The following is a 22,956-nucleotide window of genomic DNA, read 5'->3' as shown; positions in this document are numbered from 1 at the left end:
TGAAGCTGTGCCTAAGTAAAGACTAAGGCGCCATTGTAGCAAGGCTGGCTTGTGTGCGAATGAGTTTACGAATTTCAGGCACACACGAACCACATTGCGTGCCGCATTTAAGGCTGCCTTGTAAACCCGACAGCAATTCATTCTCGCCTGCATTCGGGTTCTTGGCGCAGGCAATGGCAATTCCAGCCTCAATCGCTTGCTGGGACACCCCCACGCAGTTACACACCATGCGCACGGCCTCGGTTTGCACACCTGGCGGTTGGCTGGCCGGGGCCAGAAGAAAACTGCGCAAAGGCATGACATCGAGTTGTTGGTCGAAGTAGTTGCGCAACCAGCCTTCGGATTCAATATTGCCGGCCAAAAATACTTTGCTGAGTGTGGCGGTTTGCCCTTTGCCCGCGGCGTGTACTTTCACACCAATGCGGCGGCGCGCATCGGTTTTCGGGTCGGAGTACACCATGACATCGCCACCCTCACATTCAAACAAGGCTTGAAGGCGATCGATAATTTCTTTCGCAGGTGCTTGCGCACTGGCTGCGCGGAACAACACACCAGTTTGCTCACGGCCCACGGGCACGCACAAGGCTGCATCAAATTCAGCGTACAAGGCACGGGCTTGTTGCCAAATGCTCAGCCAGCGCTCGCTGTGAACAAACACAACCACCTGCCAGGGCAAGTGCACCTGTTGAATGTTCACAGCAGAATGCTTCAATTCAGGTTGCTTGGAATACGGGTCGAATGCTTCAATGGTGAGTGCGTTGACTCCACCCACACCCACTTTACCGCCAAAAAATTCAGGGCCCCAGTGCATGGGCAAGGCGGCCTGGTTGCGGGCAACCGATTCATCCGCTTTCGCACGCAAGGTGATGGTGGCGCGGCGCGATTTAACCGACACCCAACTATAGGGCTTCAAGTTCAATCGCTTGAAATCGGCAGGGTGCATGGCAATCACGGGCTCGGCTTCATGCGAGAAAAATTCGGCCAGGGTGCCGGTGCGGCTGGCACCGTGCCACTGGTCGCGCAAACGCCCTGTGTTCAAGCGCCATGGGAAACGCGCATCCGCTTCCTCGGCCACGGGCTCGTAATTTGCAAACACAAACTTCGCCTTGCCTGTGGCTGTGGGGTAAAGCCCATCTTCGTACAGGCGGGCTTTGCCTTGGGGCTGCCCTTCCGGCATGGGCCATTGCTGCGGGCCGTTGGCTTCCAACACCGCATAACTTAAACCGGTAATGTCCAGGTCGCGGCCCCGCGTGGTTTCGCGATGCTCGTTGAAAATTTCTTCAGTGCTGCTGTAAGGCATGAACGCATTGGAAGTGTTGCCAAGGCGCGGGCTTTCAACACCCAGTTTTTGCAATTCAACTTCAAGGCGCTTTGCAAATTCCACCACAATTTGCCAGTCGTTTTTCGAATCTGCATAAGCAGGCATGGCGGGCCGCACGCGGCTGATTCGCCGTTCGCTGTTGGTGACCGTGCCTTCCTTTTCACCCCAGGTGGTGGCTGGCAACAACACATCGGCGTATTGCACGGTGGCGGGTGTTAAGTAGGCATCTTGCACCACCACCAGTTCGGCGTTTTGCAAGGCGCGGGCCACTTTTTGCGAATTGGGCAGTGAATGCGCCGGGTTGGTGCAGGCCACCCACACTGCTTTGATTTTGCCCTGCTCCAGCTGATCGAACATTTCAACCGCGCTGGCACCCGGCGTTGCACTAATTTGCTTTACCCCCCAAAAGGCGGCCACTTCTGCCACATGCGCGGGGTTATCCAATTCGCGGTGCGCTGGCAGCAATGTAGACAAGCCACCCACCTCGCGACCACCCATGGCATTGGGTTGGCCCGTGAGCGAAAACGGGCCTGAACCTTCTTTGCCAATTTGGCCTGTCGCCAAATGCAGGGCAATCAACGCTGTATTTTTGTCGGTTCCGGTGGTGGCCTGGTTCAACCCTTGGCAATACAGGGAGAGTGTCCTGTTGCTTTGGGCGAACCAGGTGGCGGCTGTAACAATGTCGCCTTCCGGAACTCCACACACACTGGCTGCAAGCTTGGGCGTGTAATCGACCAAGCCCTTGGCCACTGCGTCGAAGCCTTCTGTGTATTTGTTGATGTAGGCCATGTCCAGCCAACCGTTTTGCATCATGACGTGCAGCATGGCGTTGAACAGCATCACGTCGGTGCCGGGCTGAATTTTCAAATGCAAATCAGCCATCAGCGCGGTGTCGGTTGCGCGGGGGTCTACAACAATCAGTTTGTGGCCAGGCTTGGCAGCGCGCGCGGCTTCAAGCCTGCGATAGGCCACCGGGTGTGCATAGGCCATGTTGGAACCGGCAATGAACACGCAATCGGCCAAAGCCAAATCATCGTAATTGCAAGGTGGTGCGTCTGCACCCAAGGTGCGTTTGTAACCGCTCACCGCGCTGCTCATGCACAGGCGCGAATTGGTGTCGACGTTGTTGGTGCCAATCAAACCTTTCGCGAGTTTGTTGAACACGTAATAGTCTTCAGTCAGCAATTGCCCGCTGATGTAAAAGCCAACACTGTTCGGCCCGTATGTTGAAATCAACCGTGCAAATTCACGCGCGGTGAAATCAAGTGCTGTGTCCCAGCTTGCCGGGGCCACTTGCTGATCACGCTGAATGCGCAACAGGGGTTGGCTTGCGCGCACTTGGCCATACACGTTCACGGTGGCGGTTTCAGCCAACTTGCTGCCTTTGCTGCACAACTTGCCCAAATTGGCCGGGTGCGATTCATCGCCTTTCACATCAATGATTTTTCCGGCCTGTGTGCGCACCACGACACCACAACCCACGCCGCAGTAAGGGCATGTTGTCTTGGTGTTCTGGATGGGTGCAAGCAGTTCGGTCATGAGTGAGATCGCTTTTAAATACCGTGGTTCTTCACTTCACTGGCTTTCAAGTGCACGCGGCCATCCACCACTTGTACTGTGAACTTGGCAGTGCAACCTTCATCGGGTTCACGCGCGCAGCCATCGGCCAAACCAATTTGCCAGTTGTGCAAGGGGCAAGTAACAGTAGTGCCATGCACGATGCCCTGGCTAAGCGGGCCTTTTTTGTGCGGGCATTCATCCAGCAGTGCAAACACCTGTTCTTCGCTGTTGCGGAATACTGCAATGTCTTGCCCGGTGGGGCGGCGCACAATGCGTGATCCCAACACGGGGATGTCTTCCACCGCGCAAATGTCGATCCATTCCATTTGAGTTTCCTTTCGTTCGATCAGTTCTGAAGCCGACATTAGACCACCTCCGCCAGTTGGATTGGAATGAACTGACGCAAATCAACCTGTGCTTCCCTGGGCTTGTGCCATGGGTCTTCTTCAATGGCCAGTGCAGCTTGTAGCTCGGCCCACAGGGCATCGCGGTTGGCGAGGTCATCAATTACTTTTGCTTTCACATGTTCCAGACCAACGCGTTCCAGGTAGTGCACCGTGCGCTCCAGGTACCAGCCTTCTTTTCTGTACAACTGCAAGAAAGCGCCACTGACTGACATCACCTCATCGGAAGTTTTCACGCGGCACAGGAACTGGGCCACTTCGGTTTTAATGCCACCGTTGCCACCCACATAGATTTCCCAACCGGAATCGACACCGATCACGCCCACATCTTTAATGCCACTTTCTGCACAGTTTCGCGGGCAACCCGACACAGCCAGCTTTACTTTGTGGGGTGCGTACATTTTGAATAAACCACGCTCCAGGTCTTTGCCCATCTGGGTGCTGTCTTGTGTACCAAAACGGCACCATTCGCTGCCCACACAGGTTTTTACCGTGCGCAAACCTTTGGCATAAGCATGGCCACTGGGCATGTCGAGGTCTTTCCAAACGTCTTGCAAATCTTCTTTTTTCACACCCAGCAAATCGATACGTTGACCACCAGTTACTTTCACGGTGGGAATGTTGTATTTGTCGACCACATCGGCAATGCGACGCAATTCAGCGGCAGTGGTTTCGCCACCCCACATGCGCGGCACCACTGAATAGGTTTTGTCTTTCTGAATATTGGCGTGTGCACGTTCGTTGATAAAACGGCTTTGTGGATCATCCACCGCTTCACCAGGCCAGGAACTGATGAGGTAATAATTCACAGCCGGGCGGCAAGTTGCACAACCATTCGGAGTGCGCCAGTTCATGGTGGCGAACACCTCTTCTTTGGTGGTCAGGTGGTGCTTGAAAATTGCATCACGAACAACCTGGTGACCATGATCGGTACAGCCGCACATGGGTTTGGTTTTAGGCGTGGCGGAATAATCGGCACCTGCGGTGCTCATCAAAATCTGTTCACACAAACCGGTGCAAGAACCACAACTTGCACTGGCCTTGGTGTGCTTGCGCACTTCTTCAATCGTGAACAAACCCTTGGTTTTAATGGCCTGCACAATGGTGCCTTTGCACACACCATTGCAACCACACACTTCATCGGTGTCTGCCATTTTGCTGGCCTGGCTTTGACCTTCATGACCAGTGTCGCCAATGTTGTTCTGGCCAAACATCAGCTTTTCGCGAATTTCCTTGATGGCCTTGCCTTCGCGCATCAGCTTGAAATACCAAGAGCCATCGACCGTGTCGCCATACAGGCAAGCGCCCACCAGCTTGTCTTCCTTGATCACCAGTTTTTTGTAGACGCCACCAATGGGGTCGGAGAGCAACAATTCTTCGCAGCCTTCGCCCCCCATGAAATTACCGGCAGAGAACAAATCAACACCGGTTACTTTCAACTTGGTGGAGGTTACCGAACCTTCGTAACGACCAATGCCGAACTGGGCCAGGTGGTTGGCACACACCTTGGCCTGATCGAACAGTGGCGCCACCAGGCCATAGGCCACACCACGGTGGCTGGCACATTCGCCCACCGAGTAAATTTTGGGATCAGTGATGGTTTGCATGGTGTCGTTGACCACAACACCCCGGTTACACAGCAAGCCACTTGTGGCGGCCAGTTTGTCGTTCGGCCGAATACCCACCGCCATGACCACCAAATCGGCATCATGAATATCGCCGTCGGCAAACTCAATTTTGGCAACACGGCCATCGGGGCCCGCATGCAAGGCCTTGGTGTTTTTGGCCAGCAAGAATTTCAGGCCTTTGGTTTCAAGGCTTTTCTGCAACAGGCCGGCCGCGGTGGGGTCTAGCTGGCGCTCCATGAGCCAGGTGGGCAAGTGCACCACGCTGACATCCATGCCTTGAATGGCCAAGCCATTGGCGGCTTCAAGCCCCAGCAAACCACCACCAATGACCACAGCCTTTTTGTAATGCTTGGCGGCTTCCAGCATGGTATCGGTGTCTGCAATGTCGCGATACCCGATCACGCCCGGCAAGGTAGAACCTGGCACAGGAAGGATGAATGAATTCGAGCCGGTGGCCAGCAGCAAACGATCGTAAGGCGCAACCGTGCCATCGGCACATTTGACCACACGTTTTATGCGGTCAATTTCAGTGACTTCACGACCCACATGCAAGGTAATGTTGTTGCTGGTGTACCAGTCCCAGTCATTGAGTATGGTTTCTTCGAACTTCTGCTCTCCAGCCAATACTGGCGAAAGCATGATCCGGTTGTAATTGGGATGCGGCTCTGCGCCAAACACGGTGATTTCATACAATTCAGGGGCAAGCTTGATCAGCTCTTCAACCACCCGGATACCGGCCATGCCGTTACCAATTACCACCAGCTTCTGTTTTTTGACGGACATCAGCATACTATTTATCCCAATTTACCCAAAAAAAAACGGCCCCCGGCTGCACGAAGCAGCACGGACGCCGTTGTCCAACTCCCTTGGCCACTTGCGCAACCGTGGGAGACCTGTCAATCCACCTGCAGATCGCCGCCGTTGACGACCTACACCCGTATCAATGCAAGGGTCGTGCCAGCCATTTCGACATGGTTTTGCACCACAAAGAGGCTGTTTTTATTGAAATGGGATGAAATTGGGCTGGGCGGCTGGCACCCAACTAGTGCAGCGCACCATTCTGCGTAGAACGGTGCGCTGTTTGATTACAGGGCGCAGAAGCCTGTAGGATCTTGAACCCGATTGGGCAAGGCCACGCTGGCGCTGACGGTAACGGGTACTGGCAAGCGGTTAAAGCTGCTGACAAACACTGGGTTGTAGCCCTGAATAGTCAGGGTGAGTGAATCCCCTTCCTTGAGCTGAACAGAAATGCCGGGCAGATCAATGGCTTTCTCGCCATACCCCTTCAAGGGCGTGACCTGATCGTGCAACACGGTTTGCGTGCCATCGGCGCGTTTCAGTCCAATCCCCACGTAAACAATGGGCGACTCGGGCGAAGCTGGGCCAACAGGCTCCACTTTCACGGTGGCTTTGGGCGTGCCTACAAAACAGCCTTTCTCGTTGGCATTGTTCAGTTCCACATAAACAGGCTGCGCAAGTTGAGCCGCCTGTGTGGAGGTTAAACCTGTAAACAGGCCCGCCACACCCGCTATCACCTGCGTGGGCGTACTGAACGCTGAAGCTGCACGCACACCTTCTAGCTTGGGTCGGTTCGATGAATTGGACTTCACTTCAATTGCAGTGGGATCGTTTCTGCTGTCTTCAAGCACCGATGCGATTTCAGGCAATGGTATTGGGTCGAAACCCAGATAATTCTGCGAACGGGCTTGCCTGCTGCCCACCAAATGTTGGGCCAGAAACTGGAACATCATGTTTTTTAGCGGAAGAACACAGCGGCCTGTTGGCGCATCCCAATTGGCTGCGGGGCATGAGTTTTGTGCGGTCTTCAGCCAGATCAGGCTTTCATTGAAGGCGTATTTGGCACCGGTGCCTTCCAGCGCCGCGTTGGGGTCTTGCTGAACGCCCAAGGCATTGAGCAGGTGCCCGTATTTGACGAACAACAATTTTGCGTCTGCATTCACCTTGCGATAACACTCAAAGTTTTGAATCGCTTCATTCAGGTTGAACAACACATCGGTAGCACCTTGAATAAAAAACGCGGGCACATCGGTTTTCAGCGTCATGCCCCTGGGCAGGTTGGCCGACAAATCGCAATAGGAGATAGAACCTTGCGAGCCCAATCGTTTCACAATTTCGTCGGAAACCACGCCCGTGGTATTGGCCTCGACAAGCCCCTGAAACAGGAAGGGGTCGTAACGCCCGCGGTTGCTTTCCAAGCCCCCCGCCACCAATCCGTTCAGGTAGGTGGTTTTGGGCACGCCGCCGGGGTTCAGGCTGTAACGCAGGTCGTACCAGGTGCCATTGGGCACCATGGCATCAATGCGGGAATCAAGCCCGGTGCCAATTAATTGAAACGCTCCACCATAGCTGCGGCCAATGGTGCCCACCACTGGGTTCATTGCACCGGCTTTGCTGCGGTAGCCCAGGTTGGGCAAATTGGCTTCTGCCCAGTCAAGGATGGTTTTGAAGTCTTTGCCTTCGAAATCAGGATCAAGAATTGTGACATTGCCACCGGTTTCGCCGTGGCCGCGCTGATCATAGGAAATTACATACCAACCGGCCCGGCCAGCCACAGGCTGTTTTTCGTTGTAAGCCACCTGCAGGGTGTCAACACCAATTTCAGATGTTTGCGCGGCTTCGTCAAAATCAAGCGTGGCGGCACGGGTGCCTCCAAAGCCATGGGAGTGCAGCAACAAAGGGGTCGCCTCACCGGCATCCAATTCAGGAAAATAGACAGTCAATGCCAAGTCAGTGCCATCAAAAGCGGGAATGACCACCTGCTCAACACGCGCCGCGTGGCCCGTGGCCATTTGCTGGTTTTTCACCCGCAGTGGCATTTCGGTTTCAGATGGACCCACGCCACCGCCGCCGCTGGAGCCCGAATTGCCGACCATTGTCGGGTCGGTTTCCGACAGACAACCCGCAAGCCCAACCGCCAACAGCAGGGGTCCCAGTACTCTGGTGACTCCGATCAACATGAAGTGTCTCCGATTTGAAATGTTTTGACTATTACTCGCACTTGAAGCCTTTCAGATTCAATTACTTAACGAAGCCACGCTAAAATGGGGCGTTAAATTTGTTCTGGCTGCCTGAAGTGACTTCCGTTGCAAACCCTCCCAAAATTGTGCTTGGTTTTGAAAGTTCCTGTGACGAAACCGGTGTGGCACTGTGCACCACCGAGGGGCGCATTCTAGGGCAAGCCTTGTATTCTCAAATTGCAATGCACACCGATTACGGCGGCGTGGTGCCAGAACTGGCCTCTCGAGATCACATTCGTCGTTTGATTCCCTTGATGGACGAAACCTTTGCCCAGGCTGGCATTACCCTGCAAGAAGTGGACGCAATTGCCGTAACCACTGGCCCCGGGTTGCCGGGCGCCCTGATGGCGGGTTGCGCATTTGCATACAGCCTTGCGATGGGTCTCAGTTTGCCTGTGATTCCCGTGCACCACCTGGAAGGGCATTTGCTATCGCCTTTGCTTTCTGCCAACCCACCAGCCTTCCCCTTTACTGCTTTGCTTGTTAGTGGCGGGCACACTCAATTAATGGGTGTTGAAGGGTTGGGCCGTTATTCCCTGCTTGGCGAAACATTGGATGATGCCGCTGGCGAGGCCTTTGACAAAACCGCAAAAATGATCGGCCTGCCCTACCCTGGCGGCCCAGCCTTGTCGAAACTGGCAGAAAACGGCAATCCCGAGCGATTCAAGTTGCCCCGCCCCATGTTGCACAGCGGCGATTACATGTTCAGCTTTTCTGGTTTGAAAACCGCCGTGCTCACCACCGCCATGAAATTGGCCGGTGTTAAGCAACCTTCTGAAACCATGGTGATCAGCGACACCGACAAAGCCGACCTGGCTGCCAGTTTTCAAGCTGCGATTGTTGAAACGCTGGTCAAGAAAGCATTGGCGGCCTGCTTACAGCAAGATCACAAACGATTGGTTGTTGCCGGTGGTGTGGGCGCAAACAAATTGTTGCGAGAACAGTTGGTGAAAGCAGCGCGCAAGCGTGGAGTGGAAGTTTACTTCCCCGAGCTGAGCCTTTGCACCGACAACGGGGCAATGATTGCCTTTGCAGGCGCCATGCAATTGGCTGAGAACCCCGCACTGCTGGAAAAGCGGGAGTACGGCATGGTGACGCGGCCGCGATGCGAATTGGCAACGTCCGCCAGCTAGCACGAGATAGGCTTTTGCTCATTTGCTGGTGTAGATAACTCAGTTAGCTTGTTCACAGCCCGATCGGCTTGGGTTCCAATCTCTCGCCTGCCGGTTAGCTGCCCGATCGGCTTGGGTTTCAATCTCTCGCCTGAAAACCTGTATTTCCCTTTTTGAGATTCACCCTGACTCACCTCGCTCGGCAAAAGAGCGGGCCGAGTCTCGGTGCCGGCCAATGGCCGACCGTGGCGGTTGAATTCAAACGGGCAGGTTTTCTTGAAGGCGAGGCGATCGAAACACCGCCGCCGATTGGGCTGTTAAGCCAGTGGTGACTCGGAGCTGAACCTGCAAGTGGTCGCACTCTGCGGGTTTGAGCCAACTCGGCAGTGGGATTGCTTGGGGCGCACTTGAAGAAAACCGCCCCGTTTGAGTTTAGTCGCAGCGTTCGGCTTCAAGCCGACACCGAGACTCGGCCCGCCCTTTTGCCGAGCTCGGTGAGCTAGAATAAATTCGGAAAGGGATCAAGCGGTTTTCAGTGCGGCACAAGTAACCCGCGTCGAGTTGGCAGAAACTGCAGCGGCGACCCTTCAAGTTCAGATCAAAAGTCGCCATTCAAGTGCTGCACAAGTAACCCATGCCGAGTTGGCAAAACAAACCGGCAATTCACTTTTGACTAACAAGCAAAACTGCTTCGGGCAAGCACCAATTACCATTCATACAATAATTGAGTATGCTTGAAAGCTGTCAAAGAGGTACCCCTATGAATGCGCCCACTGAAGACTTTGTACTGAATGCCGCCCAACGCGCGGAAGTGATCGCGGGCTTGAACCAGATTCTGCCCGCCCACGCTGTGTTGCACGAGGGAGAAGACACCAAACCCTATGAATGCGACGGCTTAAGCCTGTTTCGCCAGTTGCCCATGGTGGTGGCCTTGCCCGACACCGAAGAACAGGTTATCGAAATCCTGAAGCTGGCCAACAGACTAAACGTACCGGTTGTGGCACGCGGTGCGGGCACCGGTTTGTCCGGCGGTGCACAGCCCCACAAGCACGGCATTTTGCTGGGTATGGCCAAGTTCAACAAAATTCTAAAAGTAGATGTGCAATCTCGTAGTGCAGTGGTGCAACCCGGCGTGCGCAACCTGGCCATTTCCGAGGCCGTGGCCCAGCACCAGTTGTACTATGCGCCCGACCCTTCCAGCCAAATTGCCTGCACCATTGGCGGCAATGTGGCCGAAAACAGCGGTGGCGTGCACTGCCTGAAGTACGGCCTCACGGTGCACAACGTGCTGAAAGTTCGCGCCATTACCATTGAAGGTGAAGTGGTTGAATTCGGCTCCGAGGCACCCGATGCCCCCGGACTTGAGTTGATGAACCTGGTGATCGGCTCCGAAGGCATGCTGGCTGTGGTTACAGAAGTGACCGTGAAGCTGGTACCCAAGCCCGCTTTGGCGCAGGTGATTATGGCCAGCTTCGACGACGTGGCCAATGCAGGCAATGCAGTGGCAGCCGTGATCGCCGCGGGCATTATCCCGGCCGGGCTTGAAATGATGGACAAGCGCGCCAGCCAAATGGTGGAGCCCTTTGTAAAAGCTGGTTACGACACCGAAGCAGAGGCCATTTTGTTGCTGGAAAGCGATGGCACACCCGAAGAAGTGGCCGAAGAAATTGCGGAAATGACCCGCGTGCTGAACGGCTGCGGTGCCACAGCCATCAAGGTGTCGCAAAGCGAAGCCGAACGCCTGAAATTCTGGGCTGGCCGCAAGAATGCATTTCCGGCTGCTGGCCGCGTGTCGCCCGACTACTACTGCATGGACGGCACCATTCCCCGCCGCAGTTTGGCCAAAGTCTTGAACGCCATCACCGAGATGGAAAAGAAATACGACATGCGCTGCGCCAACGTATTTCATGCAGGCGACGGCAATTTGCACCCACTGATTTTATTCGATGCGAACAAGCCTGAAGAAATTAAACGTGCTGAAGATTTCGGCGCAGAAATTCTGGAACTGTGCGTGGAAGTGGGTGGCACAGTGACCGGTGAACATGGCGTGGGCATCGAGAAAATCAACCAGATGTGCGTGCAGTTTTCGCGTGCTGAACTGGATGCATTTTTCGCGGTGAAGAAAGCCTTCGACGAACCCGGTTTGCTCAACCCCGGCAAAGCCATTCCAACGCTGCACCGTTGCGCGGAATATGGTCGCATGCATGTGCATGGCGGCCAGGTGCCTTTCGCAGACCTTCCCCGCTTTTAAAAGAACGAGATCATGAGCGACTTTATCGATGACCTGTGCAAACAGGTTGAACTGGCTGCCCGCAACAAGACACAACTTCGCCCGTTGGGCGGCGGCACCAAGAATTTTTACGGTGGCCCCCTGCAAGGCGAGGAAGTGGACATGCGCCAATGGGCCGGCATTGTGGAATATGAACCCACGGAACTGGTGATCACGGTGAAGCCGGGCACTGCCTTGGCTGAAGTGGAAGCTGCCCTTGCTGCTGAAAAGCAGGAACTGGCATTTGAACCACCCAGGCTGGGTGCCAAGGGCACCATTGGCGGCGCGATTGTCAGCGGCCTTGCCGGACCCGCACGCCTGAGTAAAGGTGGCGTGAAAGATTATGTGCTGGGTTGCACCCTGCTCGATGGCAAAGGTCAACTGCTACACTTTGGCGGTGTGGTCATGAAAAACGTGGCGGGCTATGACGTGGCCCGGGTAATTCCTGGCAGCATGGGCACGCTTGGTATTGCAACCGAATTGTCGATCAAAGTCATGCCGGTTGCGCCCGCCGAAGCCACACTGCAGTTCGACATGGATGTGAACAAAGCGATTGCTCAAAGCAATGAATGGCTATCGAAACCCCTTCCAATTTCTGCCACGTTTTTCGACAACGGCAAGCTGACAGTTCGCCTGCGCGGTGCCAGCGCAGCAGTACAGGCCGCCACCAAAAACATGGGCGGGCAGGAAATGGAAAGCCAGCAGGCGCAAGCCTTCTGGACCAGCGTGCGCGACCAGCAACATGCATTCTTCAAAGCCGAAGGCGATTTGTGGCGCATGGCAGTGCCGCCCACCACCGTTGATTTGGCCATGCATGGTCAAAGTGTGCACGAATGGGGCAGCGGGCTGCGCTGGCTTCGTGCCGATGCTGGCGTAACGGCCGAGCAAATTCGCGCCACCGCCAAACGCGTGGGTGGCCACGCCACCCTGTACCGCACAGGCAACGACGCCGCGCGCGTGCACGCATTCCAGCAACCTGATGCGGTCATGCTGAAACTGCAACGCCGCCTGAAAGAACAATTCGACCCGGCTGGTGTGTTCAGCATCAACCGCCTGTCACCCATTTTGTAAGTAGAACGCATGGATACCCAACTCGCCGACTGGATCAAAGACACCCCCGATGGCAAAGCCGCCGATGCAATTCTGCGCAAATGCGTACATTGCGGTTTTTGCACGGCCACCTGCCCCACCTACCAAATTCTGGGCGATGAACTGGACAGCCCGCGTGGCCGCATTTACTTGATCAAACAGGTCTTGGAAGGCAAGCAAGTGACGCGCAAAACCCAGCAACACCTGGACCGCTGCTTAACCTGCCGCAATTGCGAAACCACCTGTCCTTCCGGTGTGAAGTACGGCCAGTTGATCGACATTGGCCGCAAAATTGTGGATGAGCGTGTTGAGCGCCCCATGGCTGAAAAGCTGACACGTGAAAGCCTGAAAATGCTGATGACCAACCGCCCCATGTTTACAGCGGGCATGGCCATGGGCAAAGCGGTGCGTGGCATGCTGCCGGAAAGCATCAAGAAAAAAGTGCCGGCCAAACGCCCCACCCTGCCCTTTGCCAACACAGCACACACACGCAAAGTGATCTTGCTGAAAGGCTGTGTACAGCCTGCCATGATGCCGTCGATTGATTCTGCAACATCCGTGATTCTCGATGCATTGGACATTCAAAGCATGGTGATACAGGAATCGGGTTGTTGTGGCGCCGTGAAGTTTCACTTGAACGACCACCTTGGCGGTTTGGTTCAAATGAAAACCAACATCGACGCTTGGTACAACTTGCTGCAAAGCGGCGAGGCCGAGGCCTTGGTGATGAATGCATCAGGCTGCGGCGTCACAGTTCGTGAATACGCCCACTATTTTGAAAACGATCCAGAGTACGCGGAAAAGGCCAAACTGGTCAGCGAGAAAACCCTGGACATTGGCGAGTTCATCACCCAACAAAATGCAGACGGGCTAGCGCGCTTGGGCACCAAGGTGAAAGCCGCCATCGAGCAGCAGCGCATCCCTGGCAGCATTGCCTTTCATCCACCTTGTACCTTGCAGCATGGCCAACAAATCAAGGGCGTAATTGAAAACGTGCTGACCACCCTGGGCTTTAAATTAACACCTGTGGCCGATTCACACCTGTGTTGTGGCTCAGCCGGTACTTATTCGGTGCTGCAACCTGAGTTGTCGAAAGAATTGAAAAAGCGCAAGCTGGCCAACCTGATGGCGGGCAAGCCGCAGGCCATTGCATCAGCCAACATTGGTTGTTTGGGCCATTTGGAAAGCGATGCAACAGTGGATGTTCGCCACTGGGTAGAGTGGGTTGCGCAAGCGGTTTAAGTAATTTGTCAAGGCATGGAACTGAAAGGGCCACATATTCACTAAGTGGTCCTTTTCATTTCAACGCATCCAAAGCCATGACTATCGACACCACCACCCCCGTTGGCGCAACCCGCCCAACCAGTTCATTAACCAGGGCATTAAGCCAGGTCAGCCTTGAAGAACAAGCCCGGCCTGCAAAAAAAGCCACGCTGGCAATCGCGAGCGATACACTAAGAAACGAACAGGCTCGGGAAATTATTTTCCGCTGCAATGCAATCGACCGAGACATCCCGATGATTCGGGTCGAGACACGGAAAGCGCTGTCAACTTACCTGGTCAATCAGCAAATTCAAAACCCAGGGCTTTTGAATAACAGGCAACAAGGCTTGTGTGCATGGACCTTGCTGGAACATGTAGCGCGTGGGGACCGCGGCTTTCAGAACGTCGATTCAAACATGGTTGGCAGCTACATTCGCCCAGAAGACAAATCACAGTTTGAAGCCATTGCGAAATCATTGAATCTAGATCCCGGCAAGTTCATCTCTTAAGCAAGCGCTCTGCATTACTTTCGACAAATGACCTGTCTGCGACTGTAATAACCGGGGTGTGAAGGCACCACCGGCATCATCATGTCGGCACCGTCGATACTGCGCAGCACATCCTCGGTGCAGGCAACAATGTTCAAGCTGGCCAGCCATTTGGTGGCTGCCTCGTCAGCATCCAATTCAAACTGGCGATTCATGGCGTGCAGCTTTTCCATGGTGGCCGGGTTGCGCTCAATCGCATCAAAGGCCATGTCGGGAGTTGGCATACCAGCCAATTCCATGGCTTTCATGCCCAGCTTTTTCTGATGCTCCAAGTGCACATGCGCGTACTCATGGGCAATCACGAACAACACACCATCGGGCGTTAAGCGATTCAAAAAATCGGGGTCCATGGTCAGCAAGGCACCCTCGATGCGATCCGACACATAGGCCCGGCTCCATGTTTTCGTCAGCTCAACTTCAAGTTTCATATTGGGCACTGCTTTGCCCAACTGCACAATTGCATGATCGATGTCAGTGCGTGTGGCCGCCTGCACGCCAGAATAAAAAAGCAGAAAACCCAAATGTGCAATCCAGGCGAATCGCAAAAGTCTCACATGTGCGCCCCACATACTTCTCTCCGAACTAAAAACCGAAGGGTCTCAAGCCACTGTCGAACTGAATAGCGTCCGAAGGACGAGCGTTTGTTAATGCAAGGGTTTCAACCACGAGCGACTCGAACATCGGGCGCTGGTCTTCGGTCAACTCGGCACCGTCAAACTGAATAAACGGATCGGCTCCGCCTTTGATGGTGGCCAACAAAGCCATTTCAAGCACAGAGCCGGGTAAATTCACGTAATCCGAAGTAGACAGCCAACCCGCTGCTTTGCTTCGATTCTCGACCCCGCCTTCAAGCCAATTGCAGGCGTGCCGAAGCGCCTTGATCAAGCCACTCAGGGCAACAGGGTTCTCAGACGCCCAGGCGCGCGTGCAGCCCAATACTTTTTCAGGGGCTTTGGGCCACAAACTGTTCGATGTGGCCACAATGGTGCCAAGTCCCTCATTCACCGCCAGGGAGTTATAGGGTTCGCCCACACAAAATGCATCGATCAAACCAGCTTGAAGCGAGGCCACCATGCGAACCGGCGGGACCACTTCAAAACGTACATCCTGATCGGGATCCACATCATTCGAACGCAACCAGCGGCGAAGCTGCAAAGTGTGCATGGAAAACGGAAACACCGTGCCAAACACCATGGAACGTTCCTCCCGAGATTTTGCTGCACGCAATTTTGAACCCAGCGTTTCACCTTCAACAAGCCCGGCAATCAACGCGGCCAAAGGCTTGCTAACCGTGATGGCATTGCCGCTTCGATTCAACACCAGCGGTGCCAATACGTCTTTTTTGGGAGAGCCCCCCAAACCCAGTTGCAAGGCGATCGCCATGGGCGAGAGCATGTGAGCGGCATCAATTTCACCATAGGCCAGCTTGTCGCGCAGCGTGGCCCAGGATGGCTGCCTGACCAGCTCTACAGACAAATGTTCGGCCTCGAAAAAACCCATTTTCTGGGCCACGACAAATGGAGCTGAGTCAGTCAAGGCGATTACACCAATGCGAATTTCCTGTTGCATTACAAACCACCTCCGCCCAACATTTCAAACACCTCAATCACATTGCGGGCTGTGTCTACCAGGCGCTGGTTGCGCTCCATGGCAAGCTTTCGCATGGCGTGGTAGGCCTCGTCTTCATTGAATTTGCGGTGCTTCATCAACAGGCCTTTGGCTTTGTCAATCAACTTGCGGTCCGCCAGCTGATCACGGGTTTTCTGCAACTCGTTTCTCAACGCCTGAAATTCACGAAAACGCGCCACGGCCACCTGCACAATGGGGCGAACCCGATCCGGGTTCATGCCATCGGCCACGTAGGCACTTACACCAGCCTTGATCGCACTGGCGATCGTGTCCTCATTGTCTTCATCAGAAAACATGATCACAGGCTTGGGATTGCTTCGCGAAAAAACCGCCATGTTTTCCAGGCAATCGCGATCGGGTGAGTCGATGTCCACAATCACGATGTCGGGTTGAGACACCGCCACGTGTTCAGCCAACCGATCGGCTGAACTAAGGCGGGACACCAACACATAACCAGCATCTAGCAAGGCGCGTTCCAGTATGGCGGCACGGCCCGGTTCTTCGTCAACCAGCAGTACTTTCAGTGGCGGTGTGGCGGCTTTGCCGGGTTTACTCTTTTCCATGAATGGGTGTACTCATCCTCAAGGGGCCAATCGGGACATTGCCCAAGAATCACCTTGCAAGGTGTAAGCCAGGCGATCGTGAAGTCGCGACGGCCGCCCTTGCCAGAACTCAAAAAAATCGGGTACGAGACGGTAACCGCCCCAAAATGGAGGCCGGGTTTGCGGGTCGCCCTGTTGTTCTTCCTGGGCCTGCTTGACTCGCGCTTCAAGCACTTCTCGAGAGTTGATTACCTGGCTTTGAGGCGAAGCCCACGCACCCAGGCGACTACCCGCTGGTCGCGAGAGATAATACGCATCAGACTCGTCAGGGCTGCACTTCTCAATCCGGCCCTCGATTCGCACTTGCCGCTCCAGTTCAGTCCAGTGAAACAGAATTGCGGCATGTGGATTCTGCGCCAACTCCTGGCCTTTTCGGCTTTCGTAATTGGTGAAAAAAGTAATGCCACGCGCATCCAGCCCCTTGATCAACACGATACGCGCCGATGGCCTTCCCTTGGCATTCACTGTGGCCAGTGTCATGGCGTTGGGCTCGGGCAAATCTGCATTCAATGCTTGATCAAACCAAAGCTTGAAGAAGTCGAATGGATCGGCCAAGGCATCGGCCTCATTCAGCGTGGCTTGGGTGTAATCTTTTCGAAGATCTGCGATTGACATAAAACGGAACTCCTTGGTGCTGCTAAAGGTATGATGACCTTTATTTTCACATGCTGCCAGCACCACAATGAAGAGCAATGCCGATCTGATTGACGAATTCTGCACCACTTTGTGGCTTGAAGAAGGATTGGCCAAAGCCACGCTACAGGCCTACCGCAGCGACTTGCAGCAACTGGGCAACTGGCTTGAAGAACAATTTGCTGAAAACCTGCTGCAGGTCAGCAGCGAACACATCCGAAACCATGTACACGATTTGCTGGAATTGAAGCCCAGCAGCCTGAACCGAAAACTAAGCAGCTACAAACGTTTTTACCTGTGGCTAATCACCAGCAAACAACGCGAGGACAACCCGTGCGCGCAGTTACAAAGCGCGAAACGTGGCCTGCGCATACCAAAAACATTGAGCGAACAACAAGTACTGAACCTGCTGGCTGCACCCGATTTAAGCCATGCCGCAGGGCAGCGCGACAAAGCCATGCTTGAATTCATGTACGCCAGCGGCCTGCGCGTGAGTGAACTGGTGAACATGCCCCTGCGAGCCGTTGACCTGAATGTTGGCGCGGTGAAGGTGCTGGGCAAAGGCAACAAGGAACGCTTGGTACCCATGGGCGAACCCGCAAGGTTGGCGATTCAGCTTTACCTGCAGCAGGCTCGCGGTGAATTGTTGAAGGGCAAAACCAGTGATTTTTTGTTTGTAACCCATTTTGGCACCCCCATGACCCGCCAAGGTTTCTGGAAAAATATCAAGCGGCTCGCCTTGCAGGCAGGCATTGAAACCCCGGTAAGCCCGCATGTGTTGCGCCATGCCTTTGCCACGCATTTGATTAACCATGGCGCGGACTTGCGAGTGGTGCAACTGCTCTTGGGGCATGCCGACATTGGAACGACGCAAATTTATACCCATGTGGCCAAAGAACACCTGCACACCTTGCTGAATCAAAGCCACCCACGCTCAAAAAGTCGCTAAAATCGACGCCAAAGCCCAATAACAAGGAGACACCTTTGCTTAATTTCGCCGCAGGCCTGCTAATCGCCTACCTGATTGGTTCTATTTCGTTCGCAGTGGTTGTTTCCAAATTCGTTGGCTTGGCCGACCCCCGCACTTATGGCTCCAAAAACCCCGGCGCCACCAACGTGCTGCGCAGTGGCAACAAAAAAGCTGCTGTTCTTACTTTGCTTGGGGATGCACTAAAAGGCACTGCGGCCGTTGCACTGGCCTTTCACTTTCAAGACCAGTTGGGCTACAGCCGCACCGACATTGCCTGGATAGGCCTGGCCGCTTTCATCGGCCATTTGTACCCGATTTTCTTCAAGTTTGAAGGCGGCAAAGGCGTTGCCACCGCACTGGGTGTACTGCTTGGCCTGAACTGGATACTGGGTCTGGCCACCGCAGTGACCTGGGTCGTGATTGCTTACTTTTTCCGTTATTCATCGCTGGCTGCGCTCATTGCCGCGCTGTTTGCCGTGTTTTACAACGTGCTGCTGTTCGGTATTAACGGACAAGCGGCAGCAATTACCATTATGTCGGCACTGCTGATTTACCGGCACAAACAGAATATTGCAAACTTGATTGCAGGCAAAGAAAGCAAAATTGGTCAAAAGAAAAGTTAAGCGCCAATGTTGCTTTCTTGATCAGAATGCTTAAGCCACGGCTGCTTTCTCGTAAAACTGCTAGTGGCCTTTATCGCCTGTCCCATCGTATCGCAAGGTAGGCCAAGTATCCGGGTGACCGTGTTGCTCCACTTTGTAATTGTCCGGCAAATACAAATCTGGCACCGTGTCACTTCCATTGTGAATGATCAATGGAAGTTTCAAGGCCTTGAAAAACAGAACCCCAAAATCACCCTCTGTTTGCGGATTTTCACCGTTCTTCAGTTGATTCAGCGTTGCCAGCGTATTGCCCTTCTTCCAGCTGCCATCTGCCCGATCCATTAATGAAATCATCAGGGCTCGCTGCTTGTACTCGAGATCTGGTTTGGTCTGTAAACCGTTTAGTGGATCCGCCTTGATTTGGTCGTAGATTTGACCAATTTCAGTGGAAGTTAAATTGCGCGAACCCAACTCATCGTTCATGGACTGAGCCACCAACCCAACCCTTGCCATGAATTCGTCTTTGGAGAGCGCATTTACAGCAGCCCCCCACGACGACCGAAGCCAGCACCTTGCTTTGTCACCAGAAACATTTTGAAGTGTGCGTGCGCCAAGCGGTGTAAGTTGGTTTTGTAATGCAGCGCCTCTTCTAATATTCAGTAAAGTCGGCGCTAGCTCCTTCATCTTCTCCAAGATCGGCGCTGGAATGTCGTTGACATTCCGATTTGCAAATACAGCGATTTCATTCAATGACTCAAGATCTTTAAAATAAGCCTTTACCTGTTGATCCGAGAAGGCAGAACTTCCCTCTGGATAATTGACTAGAAAAGCTTCTTGATACTCAGTCTTCAACTCGGTCAGTTGTTGGGTCGGGTTTTTTGAGCCCTCGTTAAGAACACCGCCCCACAGATTAGAAATCCATTGATTGCTCGACGCTACTGGCGGCGCACCCACTGGGGGTGCTGAAGCAGTGAGAACCAAAGGTGCCGAAGAAGGCACCACAGGTTTAAGCGGTGCTTCAGCAGACGTGTTCACCGCAAATTTACTCAAGTGTGTTGTTGCGTAATTCGGAATGCTGTTGGTCTGGACCGAAGACAGCCCAATCACATTCGGCATTGATCGTCCCTTGGAAAGGGGTTCCCAGGCCGTGTTCAAGAAGTCACCTGTAGAAACAAGAATTCTCTTGAGCTGAGGGCTCAATTCGCCCTTCATTTCAACAGTCAAACTTTTGCCACCCAGGTATTTGATCAGGGCCTGCGCATTACTCACATCGGTCATGTTTTTCGACTGGGTCAGTGGCTGCAACTGACGCTTCAAATCCGCAATAAGTACAAGGTTTTCTGGTCGATCAAACTGCTGACGCAGGAGCTCCTTCTGACTAATGTTCGACAAATAATTTTGCAGTGACGACCAACCCTCTCGAATTGCAGTACCACCAGCGAGATTAATAAAATGCCCCACAGAGGTTGAAGCCCTGCGGAAGATACCTTTGCGTCCATTCGCTGCAATTTCCGCTGAGTTATTCCTTGCCACCGAAATCGATTTGTCAGCACCTCCAGCTTCTCTTCTCGCAACCCACGAAGCCGCGTTGTTGTGAAACTCAATCAACACCTGTTTGAATAAAAGTTGCTTCTCGGCACTGACTGGCTGTTCGTTTTTTTCTGAGCGCTGAATCTCGCCTTCAAATTGTTTCAGCGATTTCATGAAACGAGTCACCTCAACATGGTTGCCGACCAACAAATCATTGGGTAATGCGGCAAGAATCAATGAAGAGGCCTCAACCGCATGCTGGGGCGTAATAACGACATGCTCGAGGGTTACTGGCTGTCCTTCCCTGAATATCTCTTTCTGCAGGATGGTCGACAAATGACTTAAAAATGACAAGCGCTTACCCACATATTCCCCGGGGTCTCGCGCATACACTCCGGCACGGCCAACCATGAACTTCTTGAGTGGGCTGAATCCAGATTCAACCTTGTAGGCCAAAGACGGCGCATCAAGCTGCAAGGTTTCTGCATTAAAACCTGCGGCTGTTACATTACAAGCCGACAGTCGATGAATGTATTTTCTGCCTTCTTTGGTGCTGAGAAAATCGAGCATCTTGTTTGTACGCTCACTACCCGCCGCACGCAAAGTACCCCCCAGTTCACTGAGGAATGAACGTCGGTCGCCACGCACCGTGTCGACTGCCGGATCTTTTGAGTGTTCATACGCATTAAAGTCGGAACCAAACTCTGCCAGGTGAGTTCGCACAGCAACCGACCTGGAAATCACGTCATTGCTCCTTCCGGAACGCCCATATTCCAAAGCCTGATTCAAGCTGAATCCATCGTTGACCGATGGCGACTCAACTCCGTTTCCAAGCATGTCTAGATTAAAAGGCAGTACGTTGGCTTTATTACGCGCAATTCCAAACTGAAAATTCAATTCCCGGATGGCGATCAAGTCAACACCTGCCGCCGATACCGTGCGCTGAAGTTGAGCAATTTTCAGTTTCTGGTTTTCAATCGTCTTGATATTCTTTTCGCATGCTGTGGTTTGGCCTAGCAGTGATTCGAGTTCTTTAACATCACCTGTTTTTTTTGCATCGTTTCGCTTTGACTCCAGATCTGGCAGTTTTTCCTTCTCCAGCTTCTCAAACGCATTCACCCTTTCAGCAAGGGCATTCAGCTTGGCGGCGTTCAGCTCGGCCTGGGGCTCCAGTACAGGTATCACGATGTTGTTTACTGATGCAGCCAATTGAGACTGTAGTTTTTTGAAACCGGGAACAGCAGCCTCATGCTTGGCTTTCTGATCCCGCACCCTGTTCGACCAGTGGGTTTCAATTTTTCGCACCGATGACTTTTCGGGGTGCACAGATGCTTCAGTGGAAGACTCAGGCTTTCTGCCAGCGGCAAAAGCCTCAATGGTTGAGTGCTGAATGCGTCGGTCTGCGACGGATTTATCCTGCTCCCGATTGGTCAGGTCAGTTTTTCGCAGGTTATCAACAAGACTTTTCTTTTCCGACGATGCTATTTTCACCAGCACTTTGACACTGGACTCTGTATGAACCAGTGCATTCTGAAGTGTATCCAGATCGGGCAGCGATTCAATATTGGCGGTTGCTTCACCAATTTGTTGTTCCAACAATGCTTGGCGCTTTGTCGACTCTAGTTCTTTTTTGTATTGAATGAGTTTTTCCGGCACCCCTTCATGAACCGCAACTTGTTGCAAGCTGTTGAGAATCTTAGTTTCTTTGGAGGGGCCACCAAACAAATTCCCCAATAGCCCCCACAGACCGGTGGCCTTGGGTGATGCCTTGGGCGATTCCGTGGGTGTCACAGACGATGAAGTTGCTGAAGCGGTCGAAGTTGTGGTGGAGGTTGGTGTTGCTGATGGGGATGCAGTGCCGCGCGTGGCTACATACGTTTTCTTGAGTGCCTGAACGACCAATGATTTAATTTCATCGGCATGCTGCCCACCACCTGCTTCTACTTTTCTGGCCAAGTTATCAATCAATAAGTTCAAGGCATCACTGATCTCTTCCGTACCATTCACCAAGTAGCAATCTTTCATCAAATCGATGACGTGGGGTTGCTCAACTGGCGCTTTTCCAAAATCGGCATTGCGCTGAGTTGCAGCCAAACCTGACGTAATAACGGGTGAAATTGAAGTGTCTTTGTGGGGTGTCGCGGAAGAACCTGAGCCAGTACCTCGAGTGGTCACAGGTGTGGATATAGTCGTTGAATTGGTCATGACGAAGTACTCCGATGGTTCAGTTCAAGTTAATTCGGTTGGAGTTTTGAGGCTTTGGAGTTTTCGGAGATCCTCAGAATCAGTGACGATATTGAGCTTCAATACCAAAAGCCTGTTCTTGATGTAGGAGACGGGGTCTGGGTGATCATCAGTGGGCATAATTTTCAGGCCACTCAAGGTTTGCTCAAGTAATTTGAAATTGCCGAGCAAATCTGCTTGCAAATCTGCAGCAAGGTCTTGGCCGCAAACAGAGCGTGCAAGTTCTTCGGCCGTACTCAGTGCTTGATTCCAGTTTGCCTCAGGATTTTTTACAAGATCTGCACTGAGCTTGTTCCAAATGGCCAGTGCAGCTTTCGAGATGCCAGCATCGCTCGCAGACCTGCCGCTTACAGGCAGACCAGCAGCGCTTTGCGCAACAATATCTTGAGGAGTGAAGGATTCTGAACTCCCAACTCCGGAGAGACTGTCCGGCATATATTCCCCTTGCTCAACTCTTAGCAAAACGACAGGGGAAAAATCCCCTTTCATTTAAGGAACAAATGCGGCCAGAAAG

Annotated in this window: 17 protein-coding genes; 7 read left to right on the top strand and 10 right to left on the bottom strand. The window is 53.3% G+C overall.

Going from position 1 to position 22,956, the window contains the following annotated elements; translation table 11 throughout:
• Positions 1-22: 22 nt before the first annotated feature.
• The 4 genes from P0D43_RS06460 to P0D43_RS06445 all read right to left on the bottom strand — a co-directional run bounded on the left by P0D43_RS06460 (position 23) and on the right by P0D43_RS06445 (position 7,891).
• A complete protein-coding gene (locus tag P0D43_RS06460) occupies positions 23-2,860 on the bottom strand; it encodes a molybdopterin-dependent oxidoreductase (RefSeq protein ID WP_394673549.1) in 2,838 nt (945 codons plus the stop codon).
• Positions 2,861-2,874: 14 nt separating this feature from the next.
• Entirely contained in the window at positions 2,875-3,246 is a 372-nt protein-coding gene (gene nirD, locus P0D43_RS06455) for a nitrite reductase small subunit NirD (protein ID WP_159572719.1), read from the bottom strand.
• Positions 3,246-5,702, bottom strand: coding sequence for a nitrite reductase large subunit NirB (gene nirB / locus P0D43_RS06450; RefSeq protein ID WP_394673548.1), 2,457 nt, complete (start codon positions 5,700-5,702; stop codon positions 3,246-3,248). The genes nirD and nirB overlap by 1 nt, the downstream gene beginning before the upstream one ends.
• A 296-nt stretch (positions 5,703-5,998) precedes the next feature.
• A complete protein-coding gene (locus P0D43_RS06445; RefSeq protein WP_394673547.1) occupies positions 5,999-7,891 on the bottom strand; it encodes a CocE/NonD family hydrolase in 1,893 nt (630 codons plus the stop codon).
• Positions 7,892-8,007: 116 nt separating this feature from the next.
• Here P0D43_RS06445 and tsaD point away from each other — a divergent pair, with 116 nt between their 5' ends.
• From tsaD to P0D43_RS06420, 5 genes are all read left to right on the top strand, one after another.
• The gene (gene tsaD, locus P0D43_RS06440) at positions 8,008-9,084 is read left to right on the top strand and encodes a tRNA (adenosine(37)-N6)-threonylcarbamoyltransferase complex transferase subunit TsaD (protein WP_341237502.1); all 1,077 of its coding nucleotides are present in this window, start codon (positions 8,008-8,010) and stop codon (positions 9,082-9,084) included.
• 739 nt (positions 9,085-9,823) lie between these two features.
• The gene (locus tag P0D43_RS06435) at positions 9,824-11,314 is read left to right on the top strand and encodes an FAD-linked oxidase C-terminal domain-containing protein (protein ID WP_394673546.1); all 1,491 of its coding nucleotides are present in this window, start codon (positions 9,824-9,826) and stop codon (positions 11,312-11,314) included.
• A 12-nt stretch (positions 11,315-11,326) separates the two neighbouring features.
• Positions 11,327-12,403 (top strand): glycolate oxidase subunit GlcE, encoded by a 1,077-nt coding sequence (glcE, locus tag P0D43_RS06430; protein WP_341236517.1) that lies wholly within the window; start codon positions 11,327-11,329, stop codon positions 12,401-12,403.
• A 9-nt stretch (positions 12,404-12,412) separates the two neighbouring features.
• Entirely contained in the window at positions 12,413-13,663 is a 1,251-nt protein-coding gene (gene glcF / locus P0D43_RS06425) for a glycolate oxidase subunit GlcF (protein WP_341236518.1), read from the top strand.
• 77 nt (positions 13,664-13,740) lie between these two features.
• On the top strand, positions 13,741-14,193 hold the full coding sequence (locus P0D43_RS06420) for a hypothetical protein (RefSeq protein WP_394673545.1): 453 nt from the start codon (positions 13,741-13,743) through the stop codon (positions 14,191-14,193).
• A 14-nt stretch (positions 14,194-14,207) separates the two neighbouring features.
• Here P0D43_RS06420 and P0D43_RS06415 read toward each other — a convergent pair whose 3' ends face one another.
• Genes P0D43_RS06415 through pdxH form a run of 4 tightly spaced genes read right to left on the bottom strand, consistent with a single transcriptional unit; the run spans position 14,208 to position 17,078 of the window.
• Positions 14,208-14,801, bottom strand: coding sequence for a M48 family metalloprotease (locus P0D43_RS06415; protein ID WP_394673544.1), 594 nt, complete (start codon positions 14,799-14,801; stop codon positions 14,208-14,210).
• A gap of 13 nt (positions 14,802-14,814) precedes the next feature.
• Positions 14,815-15,801, bottom strand: coding sequence for a CmpA/NrtA family ABC transporter substrate-binding protein (locus P0D43_RS06410; RefSeq protein ID WP_394673543.1), 987 nt, complete (start codon positions 15,799-15,801; stop codon positions 14,815-14,817).
• Positions 15,801-16,424, bottom strand: coding sequence for an ANTAR domain-containing response regulator (locus P0D43_RS06405; RefSeq protein WP_394673542.1), 624 nt, complete (start codon positions 16,422-16,424; stop codon positions 15,801-15,803). Before P0D43_RS06405 ends, P0D43_RS06410 begins: the two co-directional genes overlap by 1 nt.
• 18 nt (positions 16,425-16,442) lie before the next feature.
• Complete coding sequence (gene pdxH, locus P0D43_RS06400) at positions 16,443-17,078, bottom strand: pyridoxamine 5'-phosphate oxidase (RefSeq protein ID WP_394673541.1); 636 nt, start codon at positions 17,076-17,078, stop codon at positions 16,443-16,445.
• Between the two features lie 67 nt (positions 17,079-17,145).
• On the opposite strand from pdxH, the gene xerD reads away from it, so the two are divergent.
• Entirely contained in the window at positions 17,146-18,045 is a 900-nt protein-coding gene (gene xerD / locus P0D43_RS06395; RefSeq protein WP_159572699.1) for a site-specific tyrosine recombinase XerD, read from the top strand.
• Positions 18,046-18,080: 35 nt separating this feature from the next.
• Positions 18,081-18,689, top strand: coding sequence for a glycerol-3-phosphate 1-O-acyltransferase PlsY (gene plsY, locus P0D43_RS06390; RefSeq protein ID WP_159572697.1), 609 nt, complete (start codon positions 18,081-18,083; stop codon positions 18,687-18,689).
• A 60-nt stretch (positions 18,690-18,749) separates the two neighbouring features.
• Here the strand turns inward: plsY and P0D43_RS06385 are convergent, their stop codons facing one another.
• Positions 18,750-22,403: a hypothetical protein gene (locus P0D43_RS06385; RefSeq protein ID WP_394673540.1), complete on the bottom strand. Its 3,654-nt coding sequence runs from the start codon at positions 22,401-22,403 to the stop codon at positions 18,750-18,752.
• Positions 22,404-22,427: 24 nt separating this feature from the next.
• Positions 22,428-22,931, bottom strand: coding sequence for a hypothetical protein (locus tag P0D43_RS06380; protein ID WP_341236524.1), 504 nt, complete (start codon positions 22,929-22,931; stop codon positions 22,428-22,430).
• Positions 22,932-22,956: the final 25 nt, after the last annotated feature.

The organism is Limnobacter sp., from assembly GCF_043511195.1.
Lineage (GTDB): Bacteria > Pseudomonadota > Gammaproteobacteria > Burkholderiales > Burkholderiaceae_B > Limnobacter.
This window is presented reverse-complemented; position numbering and strand designations above follow the sequence as displayed.

Bases quoted from the DNA above. Each gene is read 5' to 3' on its own strand.
- P0D43_RS06380 (WP_341236524.1), bottom strand. From the start codon at position 22,931: ATGAAAGGGGATTTTTCCCCTGTCGTTTTGCTAAGAGTTGAGCAAGGG.
- P0D43_RS06410 (WP_394673543.1), bottom strand. From the start codon at position 15,801: ATGCAACAGGAAATTCGCATTGGTGTAATCGCCTTGACTGACTCAGCT.
- P0D43_RS06460 (WP_394673549.1), bottom strand. From the start codon at position 2,860: ATGACCGAACTGCTTGCACCCATCCAGAACACCAAGACAACATGCCCT.
- xerD (WP_159572699.1), top strand. From the start codon at position 17,146: ATGAAGAGCAATGCCGATCTGATTGACGAATTCTGCACCACTTTGTGG.
- P0D43_RS06415 (WP_394673544.1), bottom strand. From the start codon at position 14,801: ATGTGGGGCGCACATGTGAGACTTTTGCGATTCGCCTGGATTGCACAT.
- P0D43_RS06435 (WP_394673546.1), top strand. From the start codon at position 9,824: ATGAATGCGCCCACTGAAGACTTTGTACTGAATGCCGCCCAACGCGCG.
- pdxH (WP_394673541.1), bottom strand. From the start codon at position 17,078: ATGTCAATCGCAGATCTTCGAAAAGATTACACCCAAGCCACGCTGAAT.
- nirB (WP_394673548.1), bottom strand. From the start codon at position 5,702: ATGCTGATGTCCGTCAAAAAACAGAAGCTGGTGGTAATTGGTAACGGC.
- P0D43_RS06405 (WP_394673542.1), bottom strand. From the start codon at position 16,424: ATGGAAAAGAGTAAACCCGGCAAAGCCGCCACACCGCCACTGAAAGTA.
- P0D43_RS06385 (WP_394673540.1), bottom strand. From the start codon at position 22,403: ATGACCAATTCAACGACTATATCCACACCTGTGACCACTCGAGGTACT.
- nirD (WP_159572719.1), bottom strand. From the start codon at position 3,246: ATGTCGGCTTCAGAACTGATCGAACGAAAGGAAACTCAAATGGAATGG.
- P0D43_RS06420 (WP_394673545.1), top strand. From the start codon at position 13,741: ATGACTATCGACACCACCACCCCCGTTGGCGCAACCCGCCCAACCAGT.
- glcE (WP_341236517.1), top strand. From the start codon at position 11,327: ATGAGCGACTTTATCGATGACCTGTGCAAACAGGTTGAACTGGCTGCC.
- P0D43_RS06445 (WP_394673547.1), bottom strand. From the start codon at position 7,891: ATGTTGATCGGAGTCACCAGAGTACTGGGACCCCTGCTGTTGGCGGTT.
- glcF (WP_341236518.1), top strand. From the start codon at position 12,413: ATGGATACCCAACTCGCCGACTGGATCAAAGACACCCCCGATGGCAAA.